This is a genomic window from Paracoccus isoporae (assembly GCF_900101865.1).
In the GTDB taxonomy this organism is placed as follows: Bacteria; Pseudomonadota; Alphaproteobacteria; order Rhodobacterales; family Rhodobacteraceae; genus Paracoccus; species Paracoccus isoporae.
The window spans coordinates 1-24,095 of record NZ_FNAH01000012.1 but is presented as its reverse complement, the minus strand read 5'-3'; the positions used below and the strand labels follow the sequence as shown (position 1 = coordinate 24,095).

Here is a 24,095-nt window from a genome sequence, read left to right as displayed (position 1 = left end):
ATCATTTCACCTCATGAATTTGGCTCTTGGCCTTGTCTGCTCAGTCCTTGCCGCCGCGCAGCAGCCGCATCTGGTCGAATTTCAGGCGGATCGCCGCCCCGCGCTCGCGCAATTCGCGATCCCGGTCCTGGGCCTGCTTTCGCGGATCGTCCGAGGTGCCGGCGCGCGCGGCGCTGGCGATGGTCGCCGCCTCACGGATTTTCTGCACGCCCGGCACATTCTGGGCCGCTACGCCGAACCCGCCCTGTCCGAGGCGCAGCGCCTGCGGCGTGATATTGGCCAGGTGGAAATGGCCGGTAATATTCGACGCCGCCGAGGGGATTGCCTTCAGCGCGAAGATGCCGACGAAAACCACAACCAGGAAACCAATGATCTGGCTGATCGTGTCCACATTGTCTTGAGGTTCGAACTGTTGCCGAGCCACGGCTACAATGGTTGCGATGACCGACGAGGCGGCAATCGGATACATCAGATAGCCGACGAAGCTGCTCAGCCAGGCTTCGAACATGTTCTTCGTGCGCTCGAAGATTGTCGCCACCATGGCGATCGGTGCTATGCCAATCAGGAAGGCCAGCATGATCTTGGCAAAACCGACGATGAGGACATAGATGCCCATCAGCAGCGCCAGCAGCGCGAAGAAGAAGGCACCGAGCACGCCGCGAACGATTGAGCCCTGTGCCTTGGCCACACCGTCGGCCGTGTCCGCCATTTGGGTAGCAAACTTATCCATAGCAGCATATGTGCTGCTGTCCCCGGTGGTCGCGGCAACATCGAAGAACCGCATGGCCATGTCGCCGCTGGCCGTGGCGAAAGCGTCATAGATCGGCCCGAAATTCGACCAGCTGAAGGCGAAGAAATAGACAAGGATGATCCGCACCGCGAGCTGGATCGAATCCCGCGCGTTCATCTGGTAATAGCCGATGGCCATGTTCATGCCGACCAGCACCAGCAGGATCGTGCAGACGATGGTCATCACCGGCAGCATCCCGGCAGCGGTCGCCTCGAAGAAGCGTTCTCCGGCGGTTATGACACTGGTGTCGATGGTGGTCAAAATATCGGTGACAATGCCCATCAGAATTTCCCCCCGCACATCGCCTCGACCTCATCGCGCAGCTTGCGCGACTGGTCGAAGTAGTCGTCTCCAAATTGATACCGGTTCCAGTCCTCGCCATGTTCAGCGGCGATCTGATCCTTGATCTTTTGGACCTCGGCGAAGGGCGCGACCTTGCCCGTGCAGGTGCAGTCCCGGCTGTCCAGCGTATGACGCATCAATACATAGCTATAGATCATGCGCGAAGCGTAACCATCCTCGCTTTTCGCCTGATAATCAGCCGAGTTCACCTCCGGCACCTTGTCGCAGGTCTCGTAAAGCACGTTCTCGGTCAGTGCCTCGGGCACATCGCCGGTCTCGCCCGCCGGCGGCGACATGCGCAGGTAATCGTCCTCGGCCTGCACTTCCTCTTCCGTCATCCCGAGATCGGGACCGGGCTCGTTGAAAATCTCGTCCAGCCCGGCAAAGGGATTGTCGTCAGCCTGGGTCACCAGGCCCTCGGGTGCGGGCGTCTCGCCCGGCCGCATCTGCGCCACCGCCACGGCGGCCAAAACGGCAAGGACGGCAGTTCCGCCCAGGATCATGCGCTTTTTCATCTCAATCCTCCGGCAGCTTGATGGTCAGGTATTTCTCTTCATCGGCGGCGGTCGCGGCATCCATGATCCCGGCTTCGCCAAGGCTGACAGTCTGCACCGCCTCCATCGCCCAGATATTCGCCATCGCGATCCCGAGCTCGCCGGTGACGCGCGTATTCAGATCGATGGCTTCCTTCAGGTTCGTCGTGTCGCCAATCTGCTGCATGAAGCCGTCCATCCGCGTCAGGCTTTCCCGTGCCGCCTGCGACGAACTTTCCGCCGCCACCGACATGAAAGCGCCGACATTGGCCTGGTTGCCGATCCGCGCCGCAGACGGATCGTCGCTGCTTGCCAGCGCATCCACATCGCTGCGCTCGATGCCGGATTGCTCGAAGGTCTTGTCCACATATCCGCTGACACTGGTGCCGCCGATCTGGCTGGCATTTGCTAGCACGCCGGACCAGTTGCCCGCCTTGGCCGCATCGAGCGATTGCGACAGGTCCGAGAAGTCAGGCAGGATATCGCGGAGGAAACTGGCCGGATCGAGGCCGAGATCGGCCAGGCTCAATCCGTTGCGCAGCGCGTCGAGCTGCGCTTCCAGCGTCCTGATCTGCTCGACCAGTTTCAGCGTCTGCTCATCCAGCTTCACATTCTGCGCGATCTGTTCGCGCAGCTGAAGCTTCTGCTCGGCGATCATTTCCTGAAGCTTTGCAATGCTGGTCACATCGATCGTCGGCACGCCCTGGCCGAAGGCTGTCGGCGCGGCCATGATCGCCAGCACGGTCAGGCCGAGTTTCATCTTCGTCAAAATCATTGTTCCAACCTCACCTGCAAATATTTCTCGTCCTCGATATAGGCCTGGATCAGCAGCGCATTCCTGGCCGCCTCGATCTTCTGGCGCGTCGCCATCAGCCGGATCAGGATATTGCCCATCCGCGCGACCTCGCCCCGCGCATAGGTATTAAGATCCATCGCTTCCTTGACCGACCCCGTGCCCTCGATCTGGCTGAGGATAGACCGCAGCCGCGTGGCGGAAGCGGTCATCATGTCCATTGACCAGGCGGCGTAATGCGTCCCGGCATCCGACAGGTTCGAGCCTTCGGCAATCGCCAGATCCCTGGGATCGAGCGTCCCGATCGCATCTGCCGCGCCGCCCATGCGCGCGGCATAGCGGCTGTAATAACCGCTGATCTTGCGCACATATTCCTGCGTTTCCTTGTAAGGCGGGATGCCATTGTATTTTTGGACCGCGCCGGGACCGGCATTATAGGCGGCAAGCGCCAGTTCCATCGAGCCGAACTTGCCCAGCTGTTCCAACAGGTATCGCGCCCCGCCGTCCAGTTGCAGGCGCGGATCGTCGTAATAGGCCGGATAGATACCGAGATATTGCGCCGTGCCGGGGATGATCTGCGTGAGCCCGAAGGCTGCCTTCGGGCTTTTCGCGCCGATGGAGAAATTCGATTCCTGCTTCACCAATGCCTGGAACCAGCAACGGAACTCGACCGCGTTGATGCCTGCCCGGCCAAGGGCAGGATGGCCGCCGAACTTGATGGCCGTCTCCGCGATCATCTGCTCGATCGTCACGGGCGCATCGCCCATGATCCGATCAACATAGGGGTTATTGTCGTCGATCGCATAGACCGTCGAGGCCGCATAGGCGCCGCCAGCGCCGCCGCCCTCTTCCAGACCCGGAATGAAGGCACTGGTGCCGGTCAGCAGTTCCAGCGTGCCATCGAGTGCCGCCAGCTGTTCCTCTTCCCGCGCCAGAAGCTCCGTCTGCCGCGCAGTTTCCTCGATCTCCGCAGTCCTGGTCTCATGGCCGGTGTCGAGTTGCAGGATGATGGCGAGAATGCCCTTGGCGTCGATATCGGGCACACCCTGGGCCAGCACCGCAAGCGGTGCCGCAGCCACGCTGGCCGCCATCAGCAGACAGGTTGCCCGCCTGCCGGTCTGATCACTTCGCCGCAGGAACATAGCGGAAATCGCAATCGTCGGACGGAAGCAGGGCCATGCTGGACCAGCAGTTCGATTTCTTGATCGGCGTCTCGCCACAGGCCGCCAGCAGCGGCAGGGCGGTCAGAAGCAGGATAATTGCCTTCGTCATCTTATTCGGTCCTCCAGAAATTCGGTCTTGTTGCGTAATCATCGCCAAAAGCCTGTTTCGCGGCAGTATCGCTGCCAAGCGCGGCCAGGAGCGGCCCCAATGCGGACAGATCGGCATTCAGCACTGTCGAGCCGGTATGACCATTGAACAGCACTTCGCGCTGTCCGCGCGATCCATTCAGCAGAAAGCCGATCTGGTTCTCGGTCAGGCCATAGCCGTCATAGTCCCGCTCGGTCGCGCGGCTGTTCGGAAACAGCATCCGGTTCGGTAGGCCTTCGAGGATCGACTTTGCCTTGCTGTCCCGGATCTGGCTTGGGAACTGCGTCATCAGAAACATCAGGACGTTCTGTTTCCGCACGGTCGGCAGCCATTTCGGAACCCGCAGCGAGAAATATTCGTCATCCATCACCCGGCTGGCCTCATCGATCAGCAGGGCAGTCGGTATATGATCCTCGAACATGAGTTCCAGGCGTCGGAAGATGTAGCTCAGCACCGCCGTGCGCTCGATCGGCAGGTCCAGGATCTCCGTCAGATCGATCCCAAGCACATTACCCGCTCCCTCGAAATCGATAATCGGGCGATCCGCTTCGCCGAAAACCCAGCCATAACGTCCCAATGGTCCCCATTCACCGATCCGCATGGCCAGGTTGCGGCCATCGTTCACATCGCCGATCAGGTCCTGGAAATGCCGGAAGTCCCGAAGCTCGGCCGGGGCCTGTCCATTCTGCCGAATCGCCGATTTCAGCGCCTCGGACTGCCAAGCGTCCAGCTTTTTACCACCCCGTTCTACCAGCGTTGACAGCCAGTCCATCTGCCAGGCCTCGCCACGCGGGCCGCTTTCCGTCAAAAGCGGGTTCAACCCGGTCGGCTGACCGGCAAGGATCTCCGCATAGTGGCCCCCAAGTGCCGTCACCACCGGGCGCAATGCCTTGTCTTTGTCGAAGAGGATGAGTCGGATACCGGCCCGCATCGCCTGTGTTGCCAGGAATGCCATCGTCGTCGATTTACCCGCATCGGACGGGCCGAGAACCAGCGTGTGTCCAAGCGTCGGGTCGGCGGGCGCGGGCTTGCCGGGCTTGTGCCAGCTGAAGCGATGCGCGCAGCCACCAGCTGTCTCCATCACCGTGATCGGCGTCTGCCAGGGCAAACCCTCCGCCGGTGTGCCGGCATCTTCCATGTGCAGTGACGCCATGTCGGCGAATGTGACCGTGCTGACGGCCATTTCAAAGCACTGATAGTCCTGGTTGCCGGGGTGCTGTGCGAAGAAGGTAGCCTCCTGCGCACGCATTGTTCGCGTCAGCGTCACCTTCATCCGCTCGGCGATGCCGCGGATATGCGACACGCGGGCATCCAGTTCCGCTTCGCTGTCCGCGAAGATCGTGATCGACAGCTGATGCGCGCCGATCCCGAGTTTTCCGGTCTCCACGTCATCGGCGGCCTGAAGCAGTTGCGCCTCGATCGTCGGCACCAGATCGCCAGCGGCACGGATCTGGTTGACGCGGCGCTTCACCCGTCCCGAAATCTTGTGATTGGCGACCGGTGTGAAGGAATGGCAGATCACCGTGTCAATCGAGGTGTCGAGCGCGTCGAGCATTCCCGGCCAGGTAGTTTCACTGTATTTCCAGATCGCCAGCGTCGCCGCATATCGCGGCCGGTCGAAACCTTCCTCGATCTTCATCGATCCCCTGTTCGGATCGAAAGCCACGGCGATATTCGACACATCCTCGGCGATCATGGTCCGCGATCCACGATATTCCTTGCGCAGAACCGCCGTGTTGATGGCCGACAGGAAGCCAAGAAGGCTTCCGTCACCGATCTTCAACCGGCGCGTGCGAACCGCAAGGCTTGTCTCGATGATCGACACAACCTCACGCAATTCGTGCAGCCGCTTGGCCGTATTATTGTCGAGAAGGCGGTTGGCCGCCTTCCCGAAGAGCGGCACCCGCAAGGGCTGCACCTGGTTGCGAACGATCGTCAGCACCAGCACGAAATCATGCAGGTTCCTGCTGGCCAGATGCGCCTGCCAGGCACGATCCACATCTGCCGCAAATCCGTCGCCACGGATCAGCTTCAATCCGAACTCGGCAGGGCGCATCATCCGGTGGACATAGATCGTGAAGCGTTCGTCAAGCCCGTCGAGGACATGTGCAAACGCCCGCCGCAATTCGCGGATATCGCCGTCCGAACTGGTCGTGCCGTCGATGCCGGTCACTTCCATGGCCATCATCAGACCATTTTCGCGGGTTCGGATCGTTTCGTCATCGACTTCCAGGACATAGGGCATGTGCCGGAAGAGCTTCATGTCGGCCGGCAGGACCGCCCGCGCACGTTCGCTCAATTCGTTCATGTCGCGGGCGTTAAACATAGCGACGCACCCTCTTTTCCCTGGTGGCCGCCAGCTTCGGCGGCGTCCGCTGAAAAATGACGGCCAGCACACGATGGCCGTGTGGGTTGATGATCGCGGCGACGCGGGCAGCCGGATACCAGAACAAGCCGGTAAGCAGCCATGGCATCCACTTGAACCAGATGAAGGGCAACATGATCAACGCCCCGACCGCCAGCGTATAGGGCATGGGCAGGCCAGCAAGATTGGCCTGCCTCGAAAGCCCGAGAATGACGGGGGTTCTCTCGCTCATCAGGTGAATACCGCCTTCAGCTGCGTGACGATGTTGGTCGCTCCGAATGCGAAGAATGCGCCAACGCAGATCATCAGAACCCACATCCAGCTGATGCGGTTGAAGGCGGCCAGGAGCCCGGTCACGATCAGGGCCACTGTGAAGAAGATCGTGATGGGATTGCCCTTGAGCCAAGTCAGAAAGCTCGTTCCGAGCGTGTCGATTTTGCTGAACTGGACCTGCTGAGCCATGGCATCCGCACCAGCCAGACCAAAAAGCGCCACCAGCAACATACACCGCGTCAATTGCGTGAAATTCAACTTCGTCATGGCAAATCCTTTCATTTTGCTGCCATCAATCGGGCGTGGTGCGACAGGATCGTCACCACGTAATTTCTTGTTTCGCGATACGGCGGGACGCCGCCGTACTTCTGGACGGCGCCGGGACCGGCGTTATAGGCGGCGAGCGCCAGCGTCGGAGATTTGAACGTGCCAAGCTGCATCAGCAGATAGCGGGCGCCGCCATCCAGGTTCTGCATCGGATCGCCCGGATCGACGCCGAGCTGCGCGGCCGTTCCGGGCATCAGCTGCGCCAAGCCACGCGCACCCTTCGGACTGACCGCCTTCGGGTTAAACCGCGATTCCTGCCAGATCATCGCCTGAAACAGCGCCATCCATTCCGCACGGGTCAAACCGGCGGCTGCAATTGCTGGGTGGTTCTGATATCTCGCCGCCGTCGCGCGCGCCCCTTCCTGCGGTGTCGAATAGTCGCCGATCGCCCCGCGCGACGCGACGAAATTCATCTGGCCCGATGTTGAAACGCCCTCAGGCTCAAGCTCGTCGGCAGATGCTTCTTCGGGCTTCGGAGGCACGACCAGCTTTCCACGCTGATCGTATCGAAAGACGGCGCGCGGTCGCGAATCCGCTGACACCTGTTCGCTTCCGGACGAGGACCCGAAACGGATCACATCCGCCTGAGCCACCGCCGCCAGCAGCAGGGAGGAAAGTGCTGCTGAGAGTAGCCGGCTAGTCCACCGGTGAATTGCTGCGCGGAACCACCGTTTACTACTGCGATTCCAGCGTCTGCCAGGCGATCTGCGACTCTTTGGTAGGAATGGAGTGGATCGTGATCCCGAACTGATCAAGGAATGAGACCAATCCGTTGATCGACTTAAAAACCCTGGCCTCCATGCCCTTGCGGGCGGTGACCAGGGTTTGTTCGTATTTACCGTCTCCTGAGACGGCTTTGATGCCCCACTGACCATACCAGTAGGATTGGCGCTTTTCCGCGTCTTGTAGACTGATGACGACGATGCGCCACCCTTCGGCAAGCCGGTTTGGAATATCGTCTTCGCTGAGCACATTCGGAACTTCGTTTCGGATGATTGCCATAGCGAGTGATCCCATTAGCCGGCATCAACCCGCAGCCACAAGGCTGCAAGATTGATACGATATTGTAAGAATGTGCGCAAGTTTCAATATTGTACTGACGCACGTTTTATTCAGTGCAGCAGTTATCATCAAGTTGACCAGCAAGTGCTAGGAAAAAAATGTCTCTTATAGATCAAACGTCTGCCTGGCTGAGTGCCTTCATCCTTACAATGCTGTTCTCTCCCGTCGCCACGGCCGGGACCTACGCCTACCAATGTACCGAGCCTGTCCAGCCCCTAGTTCCCAACAACGAAGAGCTCACACTAAAGTATAAAGCTGAGATCGAAGCCGATTTTCAGCGCTACTTCTCAGAGGTCACCGACTATTCAACCTGTCTTTCGGCCGCACAGAGCACAGCTTTCACCGAGGCTACGATAGGATGGGAAGCATACCGGACGTTCCGCGCCCAAGCAGGCGATCCAGCCCCCGACATTTCGTCAGAGCCGTTGCAGGATCCATAACCGGGCACCGAAACGCTACAAACTTGCCGTCGTCATTACCGACGACTTCCCCCATGAGCTGCACGTCCCAACCAAGCATGCGTGCTAAGCGTGGAAAGGCTCGGGAGCCTAGAAACAGGCATTCGTCTGCAGATTCTGTAAACAGAAAGTCGTTAGCAGCCAAGAGCAGGGCTTCGACAACCTCGGGTTCGCGGGCCGCAACAAAGCGCGTCATCTCCCAAACGCTCGTGCTTACTGGCGGCTCGACCGCGCAAAGGTTTTGGGGCAGCCCCGGCAATAATCCAAGCCACGCATCCCGGATCATGTATGAATACGTCACCGACCCCGAGCCAAAGCGCCCGTCGGTCCGTTTCAGCCGCAGTCCACCAACAACATCACGGCCACGGTGGGCGACGATATAGACTGGATCAAAGCCACCATCATAGTTGTCGAACTCAAGCTCGTCGGTGTGAAAGATCGGCCAGCCTTTGTGGTCAACGAAAATTTCTTTCCGGAAAGCAAGGAACTTCGCCACCAGGTCCCAATCACGAACTGTTTGTGGCAGCCGCAGGACGGCTGTCTGAAGGTCTCTATGCATGCTGGTCACGTTCAAAAAATCTTTGCCTCAGCAGGTAACTTTGCCATGCCCAAGAACTGTCGGCCGCCCAGCCGCCTGTTGGGAAGCCACAGCGTCCCATCATCTCCAAGTTCAATGCTCACGATACCTTCAACCGCGTAGGTGTCGAAATAGTCGGTCAGCGTCTGCGCCATATCCCGTGTAAACTCTGCTACACCAACAACTTTCGTGTTCCGTATCATGCTGCACCATCCAAAGCTCACCTCTTGATAGACGGCGCGTATCTCATTGTCATTGACACTTCGACCAGCTTACCCATTTGGTATAGCCATTCGGGTAAGCCAAATGGGTAATGTCGTATCATGCTTGAACAACTGATACCCAATTTCCGGGAAGTACAGGACTACCTCTACAGTGTCGGGTCAACGGGTTGGATCCTCGGACTCAACGTCGACTTCATCAATGCAGAGCATTTGCTGAACCGATTTCCAGAAAGTTGGAACAAGATTTACGTCGAGCATAATTATATCTTCCGTGACCCAATTGTAGCCTGGGCTTCGTCGCGTGAAGGCGCCCTTCGCTGGTCAGAGGTTCCAATCGATGACATCGGCGGGCTGTTTGAGGCCGCAAGAGCTTATGGCCTTACCTATGGAGCGGTCCTCGCCAAGAAGGTCAACGGCAGGCGCTCATTCCTTACTGTTGCCCGAAACGACCGCGAGTTGACAGACGCGGAACTCGCCACGCTAAACGTCAAGTTTTCGTCCTGGCTGGATATACTCTATAACTTTGCCACACTGACGCCCGGTGAGTTGGACGTTCTCAAGGCACAGCGGGACGGAATGAGCTACAAGGAGGCGGCCCGAGCGCTCGGCATTTCGCCAGCAACCGTGAAGGTTCGTCTTGAAAGGTCAAAAACGAAGCTCGGCGCTGCAAGCGCGACCAATGCCGTCGCTATAGCCATGGCACGACACTATTTCGATTAGCATACCCGAATGGGTAAGCTAATCGGGTATCATACTTGACCGGTTACTGGTTCGCCGATCAATAGGCAGTGCGGATTGGCGATAACCTATATCAATTGGTCAGAGAGAAACTGATGACACGACGTGCAATAGAAGCTCCTCGACTGTCGGCCGTGCCGACACAGCGGGTCAACGACGGCGAGCGTTCTGGTTGGCTCTACGTCTGGAACAATGGCGATGCTTCCATTTTTTGGGATGACGCGATCCGCCGGGCGACGCCGCTTCTCTGCCAGCCGCTGCCAGCGGCAGAGCTAAGCCGCCACTGTTCAGCCTGAACCTGATGTGGTACAAAATTGCAATATACGTATGAAATTGCAATTGTGTGCAGGTCACCACATGAACATTCAAGGCTCAATATCAGCACTCTGCCTATCTGTTGCCGCGACAACTCTCGTTGTGACAGCAGAACCCGCCGACGCCTATCCGATTGATTGCGCCATTCTGCTATGCCTTGCAGGCGGCTTTCCCGCGTCAGCGGAGTGTGCTGCCGCCAAGGTTGAGATGATCCGCAGGATCACGCCGTTTCCGATTGAACCACCCCTGCAGCTGTGGAACTGCCCCATGGGCGGCGGCTCGGGCGGCGCGGCCATCGCCGGCTTGGCTTCCTTCGGCCCCGATGGCCTGACCCCGGAAGTGCGCCAATACCGTTACGGCATCGAACTTTATCACATCAAATACTACAGCCGCACGCGCAACCAGGACGGATCCTACAACGTACAGGATATTGCCGAGTCTGGCGCATATGATTCAGAAGGCGATTTCTATTGGTCACGCGCCAGCTTCGGGCATGGCCCGGCCTGGCTCGCGGGCGCGGTCGGCGGCAGGCGCGAGCCGGTTGAGAAATGCGTCAGCACCAGCAGCGACGGCACCTGTCGTCGTTACGAAACGGTCGGCTATACCAACGTCTATGGCTCAACTGGTATTGGCGGCTTTACTGGTGCCCCCACTTCCTGGACGCCAAACCGCCTTCGCGGGGTTGCGATCCGATATCTGGACTATCAGGGCAATGAACGTGCCGAGTTCGTCAGCTACTAAGTGTTAATGGCCGCCTAGGCCGCAACACTAAAATTTGCGGGGAATCGTAACACGGTGTATTCCCGACAGAACAACAAAAACAGAAGCGAGGCGCAGCAGAACCAGCAGCATAAAAAGCAAAACCCCCGCGCGGGGCAATCCGGCGGGGGGCTTAGAACCAAGGTCTACCAAACCTCAGCACCTGACATCTTAGGTCTGTTCTAGCCTCGCCGAACATCGAGATCAACGAAAAAACGCGCTTGCGCGAACAATAAGGTCTTGCCCGGACGCCCCGTCTTCAAAAAAGAACGGAGCAGACAATGATCACCACCTCTGTCGCCATAGAGCGGCATCAATCCCCCGAATGCGCAGGTCCACGCCTTTGCCGGGACCACCTGATTTCACTGGTCGAGCGTGTGGCCCCCATGCTTGGCCTGACCCACGGTGCGACCCACATCTTTCGCATCATGGCTTCTTTGACCAGGCCGCGAGACTGGACGACCGCAGGCGGCGATCCGTGCTGTTACGCTGCCCAGGTCGAGTTGGCGCGGGTGGCGGGCATTTCAACTGCGACCCTACGGCGCCACGAAGCCGGGCTCGTCGCCGCCGGGCTTGTCGGAAAGCGCGTCGCCGCCAATGGCAGTCGTTCCGGTCGGCACGGATGCGGTATCTTTTTCGGGCCGACGATCCGCCGCGCTGCCGAGTTTCAAAGCCGTCTGGACGATCTTGAAGCATTGCGCCATCAGCACGCCTCACTGCGAGGGCTTCGCTCGATCCACAAGCGGCATCTGAACGGGGCGATTGCGGCCATGGCAGCCGTTGGCCACCCCTCAGCCAGTCATTACGCCCAAGTAATTGACGAATGGCCCGACGCCGGGCAGCTGCACCGGATGGATATTTCTGAGCTGGCGGCGCATGTCGAGGCTGCGGATAACTCCAGCAGAGAAGCGGTCAGAATCGTAGAAAATATTGAAAATTCAAGCGTTCGACCGCTCAATTATGAGCGGCCTTATATACAAGATACAACGCAAGAAAAATCTTTGTCCTGTAGTGTTACACACATGAGAATGGACGCGGGCTTGCCCGCGCAAGACAGTCTTGATAGCGACGCGTCTGACGACGCGCCGCAATGCAGAGAAAAAAATGATGTGGGTGGCGCCGTCGCTTGCAAGAGCGATTTTCTCGCCCGGCTTGGACCGCAGCGTCTTTACGAACTGGCTGGTGATGGTTTCCAGATGTATCTCGACGCCCGTAGTGACCGAGAACAGCTTACATTCCACGATTTTGTTGTTGCGGCTCACCATGTCATGAGGGATCGAGGCATAAATCACTCCGCCTGGATCGAGGCGATGGAACTCATGTCCGAGGACGAGGCGATGGTCTGTGTTCTGATCATTGACGCCAAATGCTCGGATCCGGCGATTCGCATCGCCAGCCCAGGGGGCTATATGCGCGCCATGGTGCGGGCCCGAAGTTCCGATAATCTGAACCTCGTTGGCAGTCTCATTGGTCTGTCCGAAAGACGTCGGGACATGACGACCGCATGATAGCCGCCGGCCTCAAAACAGACGAGCGGACGCCTAAGCGCCCGCCCTCACCTTCGCAGCCATCGGCGTCCCCGCCTGTACTGCTTCACCACGTTTGTCGGACACTGTTCACGAAGCGGCCGTATAATCACGCGGGATGTGACACGTATGAAGTCCCGGTCTGCCGTTCAGCCAAGCCCGACGGAATGGTGCCGAGCACTCCGCTATTTAGCTGCCAGTAGGGTGAACTTATGAATCTCTGGCGGTTCGGAAAACAGCTCATCCGCCTTGTCCATCAGTGCGGCGGCAACCTTGCCGTCAAGATGCGCCTGCCGATCTTCCTCTGTGTCGAACGTATCAAAGATCGCGTACGCAGCGGGGCCTTCCTGGATCGCATACCAGGTCAGGGTACCGGGCTCGGCTTGAACGAGCGGTAGCGCCGAGGTCAAGAAATCCGCGACATCGCTCTCTTTTCCGGCCTTGGCCTTCAGTGGCACGTACAGCGCAAGTTTGGGCATCATCAACTCCTCAAGATAAATAACCAAGTATTAGTTTGCACGATAACGAACGAGACCGTGGAAACGTTCCCAGCGGTCACGCGCTCGATAACGCCGCGATGGAAGACGCAATAGTGTAGCGAAGGCAGCTAGCTGCCCGCGTGAAACAGTGCATCATTCCAGAATCTTGTCGATCGTGATCGGCAGGGACCGGACCCGCTTGCCAGTCGCATGATAAATTGCGTTGGCGATCGCCGCAGCGGTGCCGACAATGCCAATCTCGCCCAAGCCTTTCACTCCGAGCGGAGTCACCTCAGGATCGGGTTCATCGACGAAGATGACTTGAATATCATGGATGTCGGCGTGCACGGGTACATGGTATTCGCCGAAATTGTGATTCATCCAACGACCCAGCCGGTGATCGGAGAACGTCTCCTCGTGAAGCGCCATACCAATGCCCATGACCACGCCGCCGAGGATCTGGCTGCGCGCAGTCTTCGGGTTGATGATGCGGCCAGCAGCGACGGCGTCGACGATGCGGGTGACGCGTACAACGCCCAACTCCTCATCCACCCTCACTTCCGCGAAGATTGCGCTATGGGTGTTCTTTGACTTGTGGAGGCCTTTCCACATGTCGCCGAACCCGGGAGCAGCGGTTGCTTCCTCTTCGATCTCCGTCAGATCGGCGGCACGCATCGCATCGCCGAATGGCACGCGGACCGTCGGCGTGTCCTTCAACACGATGCAGCCGTCCTCAAACAGCACATCTTCTATTTTCGCTCCGCCCAGCGGTTCGCCGGCGATCTTCCCGGCCGCCTTCAAGAGCTTCTTGCCGACCGCTTGGCACGCGAGTTGGACCGCCGCCCCAGACGATGCCGCCCCCCATGACCCGCCCTCGACCGGGGCAGTCGGGAGGTCGGAGTCGCCCAGCTTGGCAGTTATCTGCTCAGGGGGCAGGCCCAGCGTGTCGGCGGCGACCAAGGTCATCACAGTGTAGCTGCCGGTGCCGATGTCTGAAGTCGCGCATGCTACTTCTAGGTGGCCGTTGGCGGTGAGTTTGGCGCTGGCGGACGTCTTGGAGAATTGTGCGTCCCACATGCCGGTCGCGCAGCCCCAGCCGATAAGCTCGCTGCCTTCGCGCATCGATCGCGGTTCGGCCGACCGCTCACTCCATTTGAATGCCTCGGCCCCCTCGCGGAACGCCTCCCGCAGCGCCTTGCTGGTATAGGGCGTGCCGTTCATTGCATCGATGGGTGAGTAATTGATGAGCCGAAACTCGAGCGGGTCGACCTTGGCGGCATAGGCCATCTCGTCGATTGCTATCTCGAACAGCGTCATGCCGGTTGCCGCCCCCGGCGCGCGCATGTCTGCTGATGTCGGTGTGTCGATCTGAGCGACGGTGTATTCAGCGTCGGCGTTCGGACAGTCGTAATTCATCAACCCCCATGTGACGACATTCTCCATATTGTCCTCGTAACGCGAGGTGGAGGTGGTCGCCGCGTTCCGGATCGCGGTGAGCTTGCCGGTCCTATCCGCGCCCAAGGCGATACTTTGAACCGCCTGCGGGCGGTAGGCGTGGCTGAACATCTGCTGGCGTGTCATCGTCACCCGTACGGAGCGTTCAAGCATCTTTGCGGCGAGCACCGCGAGAAACACCTGATGCTGCGGTCGGAGTCCGGAGCCGAAGGCGCCGCCGACATAGGGGTTGAGCACGCGTAACTTCTTTTTCGAAAAGCCGAAGACGCTGGCAAGGTAGGCATGCACCCCCTGCGAACCTTGGGTCTTATCCCACACGGTGATGCTGCCGTCGCCGTGCCATTCGACGGTGGAGCCGAACATTTCCATGGGATTGTGGTGTTCCGGCGCGAGCCGGTAGTCGCCGGCCACCTTGAGCGGGGCGTCCGCGAACGCCTGCGCCGCGTCCCCACGGTCCTTGGGTGGCACGTAGCCGCTGCGCTTTTTCTTCGGCACATACTTCTCGTCGAGTGCGACGTCGAAGTCGGTGTTATGCGCCTCCGTCTCGTAGGCGATCTCAATCAGGCTGGCGGCGTAGCGCGCTGCCTCGAATGTCTCGGCCAACACCAGCGCGATCGGTTGCTGGCTGAACTGGATGCGGTCATCGTAGAGTGGCCGGAACGGCGAGCCAGGAATCTTCATCTCGTCCTGGTAGCTGTGGTCTGTCCAGGCGACGTGCGGCCGGTTGAGATGTGTGATGACCTCGACAACGCCAGGAACAGCGCGAGCCGCGTCCTCATCGACGCTAAGCACGCGGCCTTTGGCGATCGCGGCCTCGACGATGTAGCCGTACAGCAGGTTCTCCACCGGATGCTCGCCGGCGTAGCGCGCCGAGCCGGTGACCTTCTCGACGCCATCGACGCGGTTGATCGCGCTGCCGATTCCGATCTTCGCTGCGGTAGCCATGATGTCTGCTCCTTAAGCGATGCGCTTGTCGGTCTGCGATTGCGGGGTGGCCTCGGCGGCCTGCTTCAGCGCACGGACGATCCCCTTGCGCGCGAGCGGGATTTTGAAGTCGTTCTTGCACTGACCGACCGCTCCGGCGAGGAGGGCATCGGCGAAGGCGCTGAATGTCTGCGGCGACGGCTGCTGGCCTTTCAGCAGCTTCTCGGCTTCGGTGCTGCGCCATGGCTTGTGCGCGACGCCGCCGAGCGCCACCCGCGCTTCGGCGATCGTGCTGCCTTCGATCCGCATCGCGACGGCTATCGACACCAGCGCGAAGGCATAGGACAGACGATCACGCAGCTTCAGATAGGTGTAGTTCTTGGTGAAGTCCTCGGCGGGTAGGTCGATGCCCGTCACCAACTCGCCCGGACGCAGCGTGTTGTCGCGCCACGGCTCGTCGCCGGGCAGCCGATGATAATCGGCGATCGGGATCGCGCGGTCACCTTCCGGCCCGGTCACCTGAACAATCGCGTCGAGCACTGCCAGAGCGACGCACATATCCGAGGGATGTGTGGCGATGCATTGGTCACTCGCGCCCAGGATGGCGTGTATACGATTGACCCCGCCGATTGCACCGCAGCCGGAGCCCGGCTTACGCTTGTTGCACGGCGTTGCGACATCATAGAAGTAATAGCAGCGCGTGCGCTGGTTGAGGTTGCCGCCGTTGGTCGCGGCATTGCGCAACTGAGGGCTGGCGCCGGCGAGGATCGCGGAAGACAGCAAGGGATAGCGCTGCTCGACCCGCGCGTCCCACGCCGTGTCAGAGTTCGGCACGAGCGCGCCTAACCGCAGCCCTCCGCCGTCCAGCTCCTCGATCGCGTTCAGCGGCAGGCGATTGATGTCGATTACCGTCGTCGGCTGATCGACGTTTTCCTTCATCAGGTCGATCAGGTTCGTGCCGCCCGCCAGGTAGCGGACCTGCTCTCCCGTGCCTGCCTGTACTGCTTCGGCAACGCTGGCCGGACGGGTATAGTCGAAGCGGTTCACACCTGCTCTCCGATCACGTCGAGAACCGCATCGATGATGTTCGTATAGGCGCCGCACCGGCACAGGTTTCCGCTCATCAGCTCGCGGACCTCCTCGCGGGTCCTAGCCTTGCCTTCATTGATGAGGCCCTGCGCCGAACAAATCTGGCCGGGCGTGCAATAGCCGCACTGGAACGCATCGTGGTCGCAAAAAGCGGATTGCAGCGGATGGAGTTTGCCCGGCTGACCGAGCCCTTCGATCGTCGTGATATCCGCCCCGTCCAGCGTCACCGCCAGCTTGAGACACGAGTTGATGCGGCGCCCGTCGACCAGCACGGTGCACGCGCCGCACTGGCCATGATCGCAGCCTTTCTTGGTGCCGATCAGGTCTTCGCCCTCCCGCAGCAGGTCGAGCAACGTTGTCCAAGGCTCGATCGCGCGGGTGCGTGTCTCACCGTTGATCGTCAGCTTGGTTGGCACCCTGCCGATCGGCATGGCGGCGTACGTGGCGGAATTGACGGCTATCGACATGATCGGTGCCTCTTGCTTCGGCTTAGACCGGGATGGCTGTGATGTCAGCGGTGTTTTCTTCAGTAACACGGTTTTTGCGGTGGCGAAAGGGGACAGCCATGATAGACCTGAAGCCGTGCGCGCATCACCGACCCGAGCGGCCGATGGGCGGCCAGGCTGTGGGCTGGGCGGAAGGTCATCACTTCATCGGAAATAGCTGGCGCGCGCCGAGCTGTAGGCTTCCCGCGCGGGGCTGCGAATCTTGGCCACGGTGCGATGCTGTTTGCCCTGTGACGGCCACTCGACCAAGGCGTCCTCGATCGGCTGCGTCTCTGCGTTCCTCCAGAGCTGGACCTTCAGCTCGAATACCGCCTCGTGATCGCGGAAGTAATTGGTCGAGGCGTGGCGAAAGCCGTCCTCGTCCTCGTGCGGGTCGAGTTGCCACTCTCTAAGCGCATCCTGTGTCGGAGATCCCGGCACGGCACCGACGCATAGTCGATCAGCAGGTCCTGCCCGCGATAGGCGGTGACGGAGGTCGTGCAGATGATGGATGCACCCTTCTCAAGATGCGCAATGCCGCCTGCACCATGTAGAAATGACCGCCGATGTTCGTCCGGCACGTGCGGAAACGCTGCTCTTCGGATATCTCTATGCCCTCTTCCCGCGCATGCTGTTCGGCGGCGTTGCAGATCAACACGTCAAACCTGCCGAACCTCTCGAGGGTCCGGCTTACCGCTTCTTCGCAGAACCCCTTGCGCGAGCTCTCCAAGGCGCAAGCGGCCTTTGGCGTGTCAGAACGTGATTTGACCGTTTTGCAGGGACTCCTCAGCTTCTCTCCAGACGATGCACTTGGCGGGAACGCCGAGATGGTAGTCTTCCCCTCGAACAAGACGATCTGTGAGCGCCTGAATGGGATGCCGTGCTCAACGATGCGTCGTCACCTCGCGCGTCTTGTCGACCCGAAGGGTTTCGTGGTTTCGTGCTGATGCTGCATGGCTGCACGCAGACGCCCGACGATTTCGCGCACGGCACGCGAATGAACGAGGCCGCCGAGAAAGACGGCTATATCGTCGCCTATGCTGAGCAGTCGCGCGCCCATAACATGCAATCTTGCTGGTACTGGTTCCGCCCGGAAGATCAGGCCCGCGGCCAGGGCGAGCCGGAAATTCTGGCCGGAATTGCGCGCGCCTTGCTGGCCGAGTTCGATCTGCCGAGCGATCGGGCCTTTGTCGCCGGCCTATCCGCTGGCGGCGCGATGGCCGCGATCTTGGCCGAAGCCTATCCGGATCTCTTTGCCGCGGCGGGCGTGCATTCCGGCCTTCCCGCTGGCGCGGCCAACGATATCGTCTCGGCCTTCGCGGCCATGCGGGGCGAGGGCCGAGACGGACCCCGGTCGCAGCGGAGGCCGATGATTGTCTTCCACGGCTTGGCGGATACGACCGTCGCCCCTATAAATGGCGACCGGCTGGTCAGCGGAGCAGGCATCGAGACCCGGCACGAAGGCAATGGCCGCACCTGGTCGCGCCTAATCGCTAGCGATGGCTCGGAACTTTGGCGCGTCGAGCAGGCCGGCCATGCGTGGTTCGGCGGCGATCCCGCAGGCTCCTATACCGATCCGCTTGGGCCCGACGCCACGGGCGAGATGCTGCGATTCTTTACGCAAGTGGTCGAAATTGATGTTGCACGTAGTGAGATCAGTTCTCGCTAGCGCTGAAAACACGGCCAAGGTCGTGATGATACTCGATGGTTTGGTGTTTGCATGACTGATTCTTCGTTCCGCCACGCCCCCCACAACATCAACCCGACGTTGACTAAGGTATTATATCATATGATGCTACACCGTATCTTCGGTCTGGAATGAGCCCTGATCGACCCTGGCCGTCACTAGTCTTTTATCGTGACACGCGCGTAGCAAACGCCTAGGTGTTTGATCCCACGGTTTGATGGTGCGATCCATTCGTCGGAATGGAAGGAAGCACTATGGGACAAGTTCCTCACGGCTGCGCCACGACCACGCACGCCATCCGAGCAGCAATACAGCGATCGCAAGCTTCGATCGCGGAACTGAGCCAGGAGTTTGGGATCAATCCGAAGACCGTGGCGAAATGGCGTAAGGGCGAGACGGTCGAGGATCTGAAGACTGGGCCCAAGCTTCTCGGATGCGGGATACCTCATTCGTCGTCGCCCCCATCCGCGATCATGCTTTTTTTAAGCAAGCGGTTTTCCAGCGTCAGGTCCGCCACGCACTCCTTCAGCGCACGGGCTTCGCGGCGCAAGTCCTGCACGTCACCGGAGGTCGCCGCACGGGCGGTGTCCCCGGCCAGGCGGCGTTTGCCGTTCAGCGTGGCCTTGAACCACTGGCGGCTCACGCCTCACTCCATGAACTCCTTGGACCAGCTGTAGTACAGACTCTGCGCGATGCCCTCTTTGCGGCACTACTCGGTGATACTGTCGTCACCGCGAAGACCTTCAAGCACGATGCGGATCTTGTCTTCGGCCGAGAAGTGGCGGCGGGTCTGACGCCGGATGTCCTTGACCACCCGCTCTGCAGGGGGCTTGGTCGGCGATTTTGAATTGGAGGATTTGGGCTTCATCTTCGTTCCTTCGTCACTACGACGAAGCCCAAATCCTCCTCAAATCACAACCTCAAATCTGTGCCATAGCCGCTGACGGGGGACATCGCAGGCTGAAGACGCTCAGCGGTCTCACGCCCTAGGAATACATCTGCAAAGTCTGGACTTCAGAGCCGGACAGATTCATCGTCGATCCGATCCACCAGATGCCGGGACTGAACACCTAGAAGCGATTTTACATAGGCTCGCTTGCTGTTCATTGGCTCTGCCTGCGTTTTTTCAGGAGCAAGGCCGATACGGTGGCAGAAGTTTGGAAGTTGGGGCGCTGAAACCTCACGCCACAGCACCTCTGCACACTGATCGCGCAGTGCCTCCCAATCAACAGACCGTACCGTCATCCTGTTCTCACTCGCCCTCTAATCCCGCCTGCTGTCGACCAATGGGAAACATATCCTCGCCGTAATGGTGCAGCTTGACGTGATGGCTGCGGCATAGCCAACGCACGTTCAAGGGTTCGTCGTATCGGTCGTGGTGGGCATCGACCTTGGCTGCGCCGCAGACCTCGCAGCCCTGCTTTTCAAGGGCGCCGGACATAAGCGCCCGTTGAACGGCAAGGTGGGCCTGATACTTCGGCAGGTTCGTGCGGCGCCAGTTAGTCTGGCGGGTCTCGCTTTTCAGCGAGGGCGGACGTGGAGGCTTTGGATCATCTGACATCACGCCGCCGTCGGCGCCTGACGGCCTAAAGTGCGATACACGGTCGGCCGCGGAATCGAGAACACTTCTGCTAAATCACTGATGGAATACTCCCCGGTGTCATACATGCGCCGCAGCTGCTGCTGGCGCTCTGACAGCTTCGGCTTTTTACCGCGCAGCTTGCCCTTGGTTCGGGCCACAGCCATGCCCTCGCGCGTCCGCATTCGGATCAGGTCGGCCTGGAACTCGGCAAAGGTTGCCAGGATGTTGAAAAACAGCTTGCCCATCGGGACGGTCGGGTCATAGATGGCGCTGCAAAGCTGAAGCTTGATCCCGCGCGCGGCCAGCTTGTCGGCAATGTCGCGGGCGTCGGGAACGGAACGCGCCAGCCGGTCCAGCTTCGGCACCAAGCGTGTCACCTTCCCGCAAAGCTGCAAGCGCCTGATCCAGACCAGGGCGGGCGCGGTTCGTGCCGGTATAGCCGTGGTCGGTGTAGATGCGATCGGAGGCAACTCCGAAGCTGACAAGGATGCCCTTCTGCGCAGCAAGGTCTTGTTTGTCGGTGGAACAGCGGGCGTAGCCGATCAAAATCTGTGTCATGTCCTGATCTGTAACAGTAGCCGCCCCCTCATTGCAAAAATTATCGGACCATTCATCTGAGATTTTGGCCTGCCAGCATTTGCTGGCCTTCAACTGGCCGGTTCAGGGGCAAGCTGGCCGTCCCTTCAACGATCCCCTTACGGACAGGTTGGAGAAACAGAATGGGTGAAGCGATGCGTCGGTTCGCCGCTCTGCAGTCTCATCTGGAAGAGGGAGTTTCTCTGGTCGCTGCCACCCGCGCGGCCGATTTGCCGATCCCGACGGCGCAACGCTGGCTGTCGCGCTACAGGCTGGAAGGTCTAGACGGGCTAAAATGTTGATTTACAAATAAAATTGTGGCGAACATGCGAATCCCGCGATCCGCGCCAAGGCGCGTGCGCTGAAGTGGTCCCAGGAATCCGGACAGCCGGCTAAGGTGTATCCCAAACCTTTGAAGGGATACGAGAATGGCGAAGCGCCGGAACTTTACAGACCAGTTTAAAGCCAAGGTGGCGTTGGAAGCGCTGCGTGGGGACAAGACCGTGCAGGAGATCGCGGCGAAGCATCAGCTGCCCCCTAACCAGGTCAGCACGTGGAAGCGGCAGGCCATCGAGGGCATGGCGGACGTATTCTCGGGCGGCAAGCAAAGCGGCCCGACCGAAGCCGAAGTCAAGGAGCTTCACGCCAAGATCGGGAGGCTGGCGGTGGAGAACGATTTTTTGTCGGAAGGGCTCAAGAGGTGAGCCCGGCAAAGAAACGGTCGATGGTCCAGCGCGACCATCCCGAACTGAGCATCAGCCGGCAATGCAAGCTGGTGAACCTGAGCCGGTCGGCGTTCTACTACACGCCGGTCGGTGTTGATGCCGAGACGCTGGCGATGATGAAAGAGATTGACCGCGTGTTCACGAAGTATCCGTTCTTCGGGTCACGCCAGATCGCGGCCTATCTGCGCCGGGAAGGCACCGTCGTGGGCCGCCATCGCGTGCGCCGACTGATGGCGAAGATGGGGCTGGAGGCAATCTACAAGCGCCCCAGAACCAGCCAGCGGCATCCGCAGCACCCGGTTTATCCGTATCTGCTGAGGAAAATGCAGATCGACCGACCCAACCAGGTCTGGTGTGCGGATATTACCTTCGTGCCTGTCACGAACGGCTTCCTGTATCTGCTTGCCATCATGGATTGGGCCACGCGCAAGGTGCTCAGCTGGCGGCTGTCGAACACGATGCATGCCGACTTCTGTGTCGAGGCTCTGAACGAGGCCATCGCGAAACACGGCCCACCGGAGATCATGAACACGGATCAAGGGTCGCAGTTCACGGGATCAGCCTGGATCGCGACGTTGACCGAGGCAGGCGTGCGCATCTCGATGGATGGGCGCGGCCGTTACCTCGACAACATCTTCATCGAGCGCCTCTGGCGAAGCCTGAAACAAGAGGCCATCTACCTTGAGGAAATCACCGACGGCTTCCAGGCGCGGCGCGTCGTTAAGGACTGGATGGCCTTCTACAACACCAAGCGGCCCCATTCCGGGCTTGATCGGCGGACGCCAGACGACGCATATTGGACCGGCTTGGAAGAGCAAAAAGCAGCATGAAACCTAAACCCGATACACCTTAGAAACGCTGCAAACCTGTCCGAAATGATAGGACCACTTCACGCTGGTGTCGCTGGCCTATGGCGCAACGCTTATGCGCAAATCAGGCAGGGACAAGGCAGAAGCCGGTACGGTGCTGAAGACCGGCGAAGCCCTGCTCGACTGATTTTTCCGCCCGTTCGGAACCAGAGCAATATCGACACGGTTCTATATTTGGAACGATCATTCCGATACTGCGACACCGACGCCCCGTGCGGTGTGGATGTCGGAATCACGTATCGAAACCGAACGGAGAAATTCGACATGGTCGACATCAAAGACGCAAAAATTGCAATTCTGTCCACCAATGGGTTCGAGCAGTCAGAACTGTTCGAACCGAAACGGCAGCTGGAAGAGGCGGGCGCGACGATCACCGTAATTTCCCCCGAAAGCGGCTCCATCAGGGGATGGGACGAAGACGACTGGGGCGAAAGCATCGACGTCGATCTTGCCCTCGATGATGCGCGGGTTGAGGATTTCGACGCGCTTGTGCTGCCCGGCGGACAGATTAACCCCGACATCCTGCGCACCAATGAGAAGGCCGTTGGCTTCGTGCGCGACTTTTTCAACAGCGGTAAGACGCTGGCCGCGATTTGCCATGCGCCTTGGCTGCTGGTCGAGGCGGGTGTGATCGAGGGTCGCAATGTAACCTCCTACGCGTCGATCCAGACCGATGTGAAAAACGCCGGCGGCATCTGGGAAGACAGTGAGGTCGTCACCGATCAGGCGCTCATCACGTCGCGCAATCCCGGCGATCTCGATGCCTTTTGCGCCAAGATCATCGAGGAAGTGAAAGAGGGCCGCCACGAGCGCAGTTCCGCCTGATATCCGGCATTACAGTCCGTTCGCACGACCACGGGCGTACTACCGCGGTTTTCCATGGTGAGATGACCTAACTAACGCCTGAGCGACCCTGCAGGCCGGAAAATGTCCGATGTCGCACGTCACCGTAGCAGACGGAACGGAGCTGCGCATTCACGTCGAAGGCGGCGGCACGGACGGTGTGGTGATGCAGGGTCGGCCACTCGGACATGAAATGTAGAAACAGCAGACAACCGCGCCGACTGAGGCGCGGTTTTCGCGTGATCGCCCCGTGTCGCCGGGGCTTCGGTCATTCCGAACATGCGGGCGGGTGCTATGGCCATGACAACATGCCAGAAAATCTTGTGGCAGCGATGACGGGAACAGACGCGACGGATGCGGCGCTGGTCATGCGACAGAAATGGCTGCGCGAAAGGCTGCCCAGATAGTTGGCAATGAACTGAAACTTCACGGCTTTTGAGCCGCGAAGAACTGAGCCGCCTTTTTTAGCACCTCCCTCTCCTCGCGCAGTATACGGTTTTCTTTCCGAAGCCGTTCATTCTCGCGGAGAAGATCGCCGTCAGGTTCTGGCGTCTTCGCCTCATCGGAAATCGCCCGGATCCACTTGCCGAGCATCGAAAGCCCAACCCCTAGATCAGACGCAACCTGACGCCGTGTCAGGCCGCTGATGAGTGCAATGCGAACCGCATCCCGTTTGAATTCCGCGCTGTGTGTCGCTGCCATATCCTGTCTCCTTTGGTGAGAGCATCGCTCTCAGAAGACCGGAACAGAACCGATGCACGTCCAGTCAGGTTGCCGAACTCCAGGTCCGCATCGCCCTCCTGAACGGCTACACCGCGCTCGGCACACCCGTCACGGAAGCCGCGGGATAAGTCCGTCCGGGGAAAGGGGAGCCTTGGCCATCAGCCGAATTGTGCAACATGTATAACCGCCCCTTGCGCAAGAGGTAATTTCGGAGCTGCTGCTGGCGCGTCACCGGGTGCTGACATGTATCCGGCCTCTGTTGCGG

At 59.7% G+C, this 24,095-nt stretch carries 27 protein-coding genes and 6 pseudogenes; 10 read left to right on the top strand and 23 right to left on the bottom strand.

Going from position 1 to position 24,095, the window contains the following annotated elements:
- Positions 1–40: 40 nt before the first annotated feature.
- The 12 genes from BLT73_RS15045 to BLT73_RS17385 all read right to left on the bottom strand — a co-directional run bounded on the left by BLT73_RS15045 (position 41) and on the right by BLT73_RS17385 (position 8,986).
- Positions 41–1,072: a TrbL/VirB6 family protein gene (locus tag BLT73_RS15045; protein ID WP_090525148.1), complete on the bottom strand. Its 1,032-nt coding sequence runs from the start codon at positions 1,070–1,072 to the stop codon at positions 41–43.
- Positions 1,072–1,647, bottom strand: a complete 576-nt coding sequence (locus BLT73_RS15040; protein WP_090525147.1) for a hypothetical protein — start codon at positions 1,645–1,647, stop codon at positions 1,072–1,074. The genes BLT73_RS15045 and BLT73_RS15040 overlap by 1 nt, the downstream gene beginning before the upstream one ends.
- 1 nt (position 1,648) lies before the next feature.
- On the bottom strand, positions 1,649–2,440 hold the full coding sequence (locus BLT73_RS15035; protein ID WP_090525144.1) for a type IV secretion system protein: 792 nt from the start codon (positions 2,438–2,440) through the stop codon (positions 1,649–1,651).
- Positions 2,437–3,549 (bottom strand): lytic transglycosylase domain-containing protein, encoded by a 1,113-nt coding sequence (locus BLT73_RS15030; protein WP_176805131.1) that lies wholly within the window; start codon positions 3,547–3,549, stop codon positions 2,437–2,439. Before BLT73_RS15030 ends, BLT73_RS15035 begins: the two co-directional genes overlap by 4 nt.
- 31 nt (positions 3,550–3,580) lie before the next feature.
- On the bottom strand, positions 3,581–3,730 hold the full coding sequence (locus BLT73_RS17395; protein WP_156116963.1) for a hypothetical protein: 150 nt from the start codon (positions 3,728–3,730) through the stop codon (positions 3,581–3,583).
- A gap of 1 nt (position 3,731) precedes the next feature.
- Entirely contained in the window at positions 3,732–6,095 is a 2,364-nt protein-coding gene (locus BLT73_RS15025; RefSeq protein ID WP_090525139.1) for a VirB4 family type IV secretion/conjugal transfer ATPase, read from the bottom strand.
- Entirely contained in the window at positions 6,088–6,366 is a 279-nt protein-coding gene (locus BLT73_RS15020; RefSeq protein ID WP_090525137.1) for a VirB3 family type IV secretion system protein, read from the bottom strand. The genes BLT73_RS15025 and BLT73_RS15020 overlap by 8 nt, the downstream gene beginning before the upstream one ends.
- Positions 6,366–6,674, bottom strand: coding sequence for a TrbC/VirB2 family protein (locus BLT73_RS15015; protein WP_176805129.1), 309 nt, complete (start codon positions 6,672–6,674; stop codon positions 6,366–6,368). Before BLT73_RS15015 ends, BLT73_RS15020 begins: the two co-directional genes overlap by 1 nt.
- Positions 6,675–6,685: 11 nt before the next feature.
- Positions 6,686–7,327 (bottom strand): lytic transglycosylase domain-containing protein, encoded by a 642-nt coding sequence (locus tag BLT73_RS17390; protein WP_245727358.1) that lies wholly within the window; start codon positions 7,325–7,327, stop codon positions 6,686–6,688.
- 82 nt (positions 7,328–7,409) lie between these two features.
- Entirely contained in the window at positions 7,410–7,736 is a 327-nt protein-coding gene (locus BLT73_RS17685) for a hypothetical protein (RefSeq protein ID WP_143025691.1), read from the bottom strand.
- 408 nt (positions 7,737–8,144) lie between these two features.
- Entirely contained in the window at positions 8,145–8,813 is a 669-nt protein-coding gene (locus BLT73_RS15000; protein ID WP_090525130.1) for an acyl-homoserine-lactone synthase, read from the bottom strand.
- Between the two features lie 11 nt (positions 8,814–8,824).
- Positions 8,825–8,986, bottom strand: coding sequence for a hypothetical protein (locus BLT73_RS17385; protein WP_176805127.1), 162 nt, complete (start codon positions 8,984–8,986; stop codon positions 8,825–8,827).
- Positions 8,987–9,154: 168 nt separating this feature from the next.
- Between BLT73_RS17385 and BLT73_RS14995 the strand changes: the two genes are divergently transcribed.
- The 3 genes from BLT73_RS14995 to repC all read left to right on the top strand — a co-directional run bounded on the left by BLT73_RS14995 (position 9,155) and on the right by repC (position 12,375).
- On the top strand, positions 9,155–9,775 hold the full coding sequence (locus BLT73_RS14995; protein ID WP_090525128.1) for a helix-turn-helix transcriptional regulator: 621 nt from the start codon (positions 9,155–9,157) through the stop codon (positions 9,773–9,775).
- Positions 9,776–10,150: 375 nt separating this feature from the next.
- Positions 10,151–10,849: a hypothetical protein gene (locus BLT73_RS14990; protein WP_245727357.1), complete on the top strand. Its 699-nt coding sequence runs from the start codon at positions 10,151–10,153 to the stop codon at positions 10,847–10,849.
- Between the two features lie 299 nt (positions 10,850–11,148).
- Positions 11,149–12,375 (top strand): replication initiation protein RepC, encoded by a 1,227-nt coding sequence (repC, locus tag BLT73_RS14985; RefSeq protein ID WP_090525125.1) that lies wholly within the window; start codon positions 11,149–11,151, stop codon positions 12,373–12,375.
- Positions 12,376–12,578: 203 nt separating this feature from the next.
- Here the strand turns inward: repC and BLT73_RS14980 are convergent, their stop codons facing one another.
- The 6 genes from BLT73_RS14980 to BLT73_RS17850 form a co-directional block, all read right to left on the bottom strand.
- A complete protein-coding gene (locus tag BLT73_RS14980) occupies positions 12,579–12,875 on the bottom strand; it encodes a putative quinol monooxygenase (RefSeq protein ID WP_245727356.1) in 297 nt (98 codons plus the stop codon).
- 150 nt (positions 12,876–13,025) lie between these two features.
- On the bottom strand, positions 13,026–15,272 hold the full coding sequence (locus BLT73_RS14975; RefSeq protein ID WP_090525123.1) for a xanthine dehydrogenase family protein molybdopterin-binding subunit: 2,247 nt from the start codon (positions 15,270–15,272) through the stop codon (positions 13,026–13,028).
- A 12-nt stretch (positions 15,273–15,284) separates the two neighbouring features.
- Positions 15,285–16,298, bottom strand: a complete 1,014-nt coding sequence (locus tag BLT73_RS14970) for an FAD binding domain-containing protein (RefSeq protein WP_090525121.1) — start codon at positions 16,296–16,298, stop codon at positions 15,285–15,287.
- Entirely contained in the window at positions 16,295–16,756 is a 462-nt protein-coding gene (locus BLT73_RS14965) for a (2Fe-2S)-binding protein (RefSeq protein WP_425438831.1), read from the bottom strand. The genes BLT73_RS14970 and BLT73_RS14965 overlap by 4 nt, the downstream gene beginning before the upstream one ends.
- Positions 16,757–16,990: 234 nt before the next feature.
- The gene (locus BLT73_RS17505; protein WP_218132556.1) at positions 16,991–17,266 is read right to left on the bottom strand and encodes a catalase family protein; all 276 of its coding nucleotides are present in this window, start codon (positions 17,264–17,266) and stop codon (positions 16,991–16,993) included.
- Positions 17,267–17,285: 19 nt separating this feature from the next.
- A complete protein-coding gene (locus BLT73_RS17850; protein WP_271118242.1) occupies positions 17,286–17,615 on the bottom strand; it encodes an SDR family oxidoreductase in 330 nt (109 codons plus the stop codon).
- On the opposite strand from BLT73_RS17850, the pseudogene BLT73_RS17680 reads away from it, so the two are divergent.
- The 3 genes and pseudogenes from BLT73_RS17680 to BLT73_RS17675 all read left to right on the top strand — a co-directional run.
- Positions 17,539–17,745 (top strand): annotated as a pseudogene (locus BLT73_RS17680) (helix-turn-helix domain-containing protein); the annotation flags it as partial. The gene BLT73_RS17850 and the pseudogene BLT73_RS17680 sit on opposite strands and share 77 nt — an antisense overlap.
- Positions 17,746–17,771: 26 nt before the next feature.
- Complete coding sequence (locus BLT73_RS14955) at positions 17,772–18,494, top strand: extracellular catalytic domain type 1 short-chain-length polyhydroxyalkanoate depolymerase (protein WP_090525117.1); 723 nt, start codon at positions 17,772–17,774, stop codon at positions 18,492–18,494.
- Positions 18,495–18,766: 272 nt separating this feature from the next.
- Positions 18,767–18,934, top strand: a pseudogene (locus BLT73_RS17675) (helix-turn-helix domain-containing protein); the annotation flags it as partial.
- Here the strand turns inward: BLT73_RS17675 and BLT73_RS14945 are convergent.
- Positions 18,935–19,380 (bottom strand): annotated as a pseudogene (locus BLT73_RS14945) (transposase); the annotation flags it as partial.
- A gap of 86 nt (positions 19,381–19,466) precedes the next feature.
- On the opposite strand from BLT73_RS14945, the pseudogene BLT73_RS17380 reads away from it, so the two are divergent.
- Positions 19,467–19,586, top strand: a pseudogene (locus BLT73_RS17380) (IS481 family transposase); the annotation flags it as partial.
- A 178-nt stretch (positions 19,587–19,764) separates the two neighbouring features.
- Here the strand turns inward: BLT73_RS17380 and BLT73_RS14935 are convergent.
- The 3 genes and pseudogenes from BLT73_RS14935 to BLT73_RS17665 form a co-directional block, all read right to left on the bottom strand.
- A complete protein-coding gene (locus BLT73_RS14935; protein WP_090525115.1) occupies positions 19,765–20,073 on the bottom strand; it encodes a hypothetical protein in 309 nt (102 codons plus the stop codon).
- Positions 20,073–20,180 (bottom strand): helix-turn-helix domain-containing protein, encoded by a 108-nt coding sequence (locus BLT73_RS17670; protein ID WP_245727364.1) that lies wholly within the window; start codon positions 20,178–20,180, stop codon positions 20,073–20,075. Before BLT73_RS17670 ends, BLT73_RS14935 begins: the two co-directional genes overlap by 1 nt.
- 111 nt (positions 20,181–20,291) lie before the next feature.
- Positions 20,292–20,652 (bottom strand): annotated as a pseudogene (locus tag BLT73_RS17665) (recombinase family protein); the annotation flags it as partial.
- A 161-nt stretch (positions 20,653–20,813) separates the two neighbouring features.
- Between BLT73_RS17665 and BLT73_RS17845 the strand changes: the two are divergent.
- From BLT73_RS17845 to BLT73_RS14915, 3 genes are all read left to right on the top strand, one after another.
- A complete protein-coding gene (locus BLT73_RS17845; RefSeq protein WP_090525114.1) occupies positions 20,814–20,972 on the top strand; it encodes a helix-turn-helix domain-containing protein in 159 nt (52 codons plus the stop codon).
- 126 nt (positions 20,973–21,098) lie between these two features.
- A protein-coding gene (locus tag BLT73_RS14920; RefSeq protein ID WP_425438828.1) for an IS3 family transposase occupies positions 21,099–22,225 on the top strand; the annotation gives its coding sequence in 2 pieces (ribosomal slippage) (positions 21,099–21,369 and positions 21,369–22,225; 1,128 coding nt in all).
- Positions 22,226–22,528: 303 nt separating this feature from the next.
- A complete protein-coding gene (locus tag BLT73_RS14915; RefSeq protein ID WP_090525110.1) occupies positions 22,529–23,089 on the top strand; it encodes a type 1 glutamine amidotransferase domain-containing protein in 561 nt (186 codons plus the stop codon).
- Between the two features lie 385 nt (positions 23,090–23,474).
- Here the strand turns inward: BLT73_RS14915 and BLT73_RS14910 are convergent.
- A pseudogene (locus tag BLT73_RS14910) lies at positions 23,475–23,809 on the bottom strand (transposase); the annotation flags it as partial.
- Positions 23,810–24,095 lie beyond the last annotated feature (286 nt).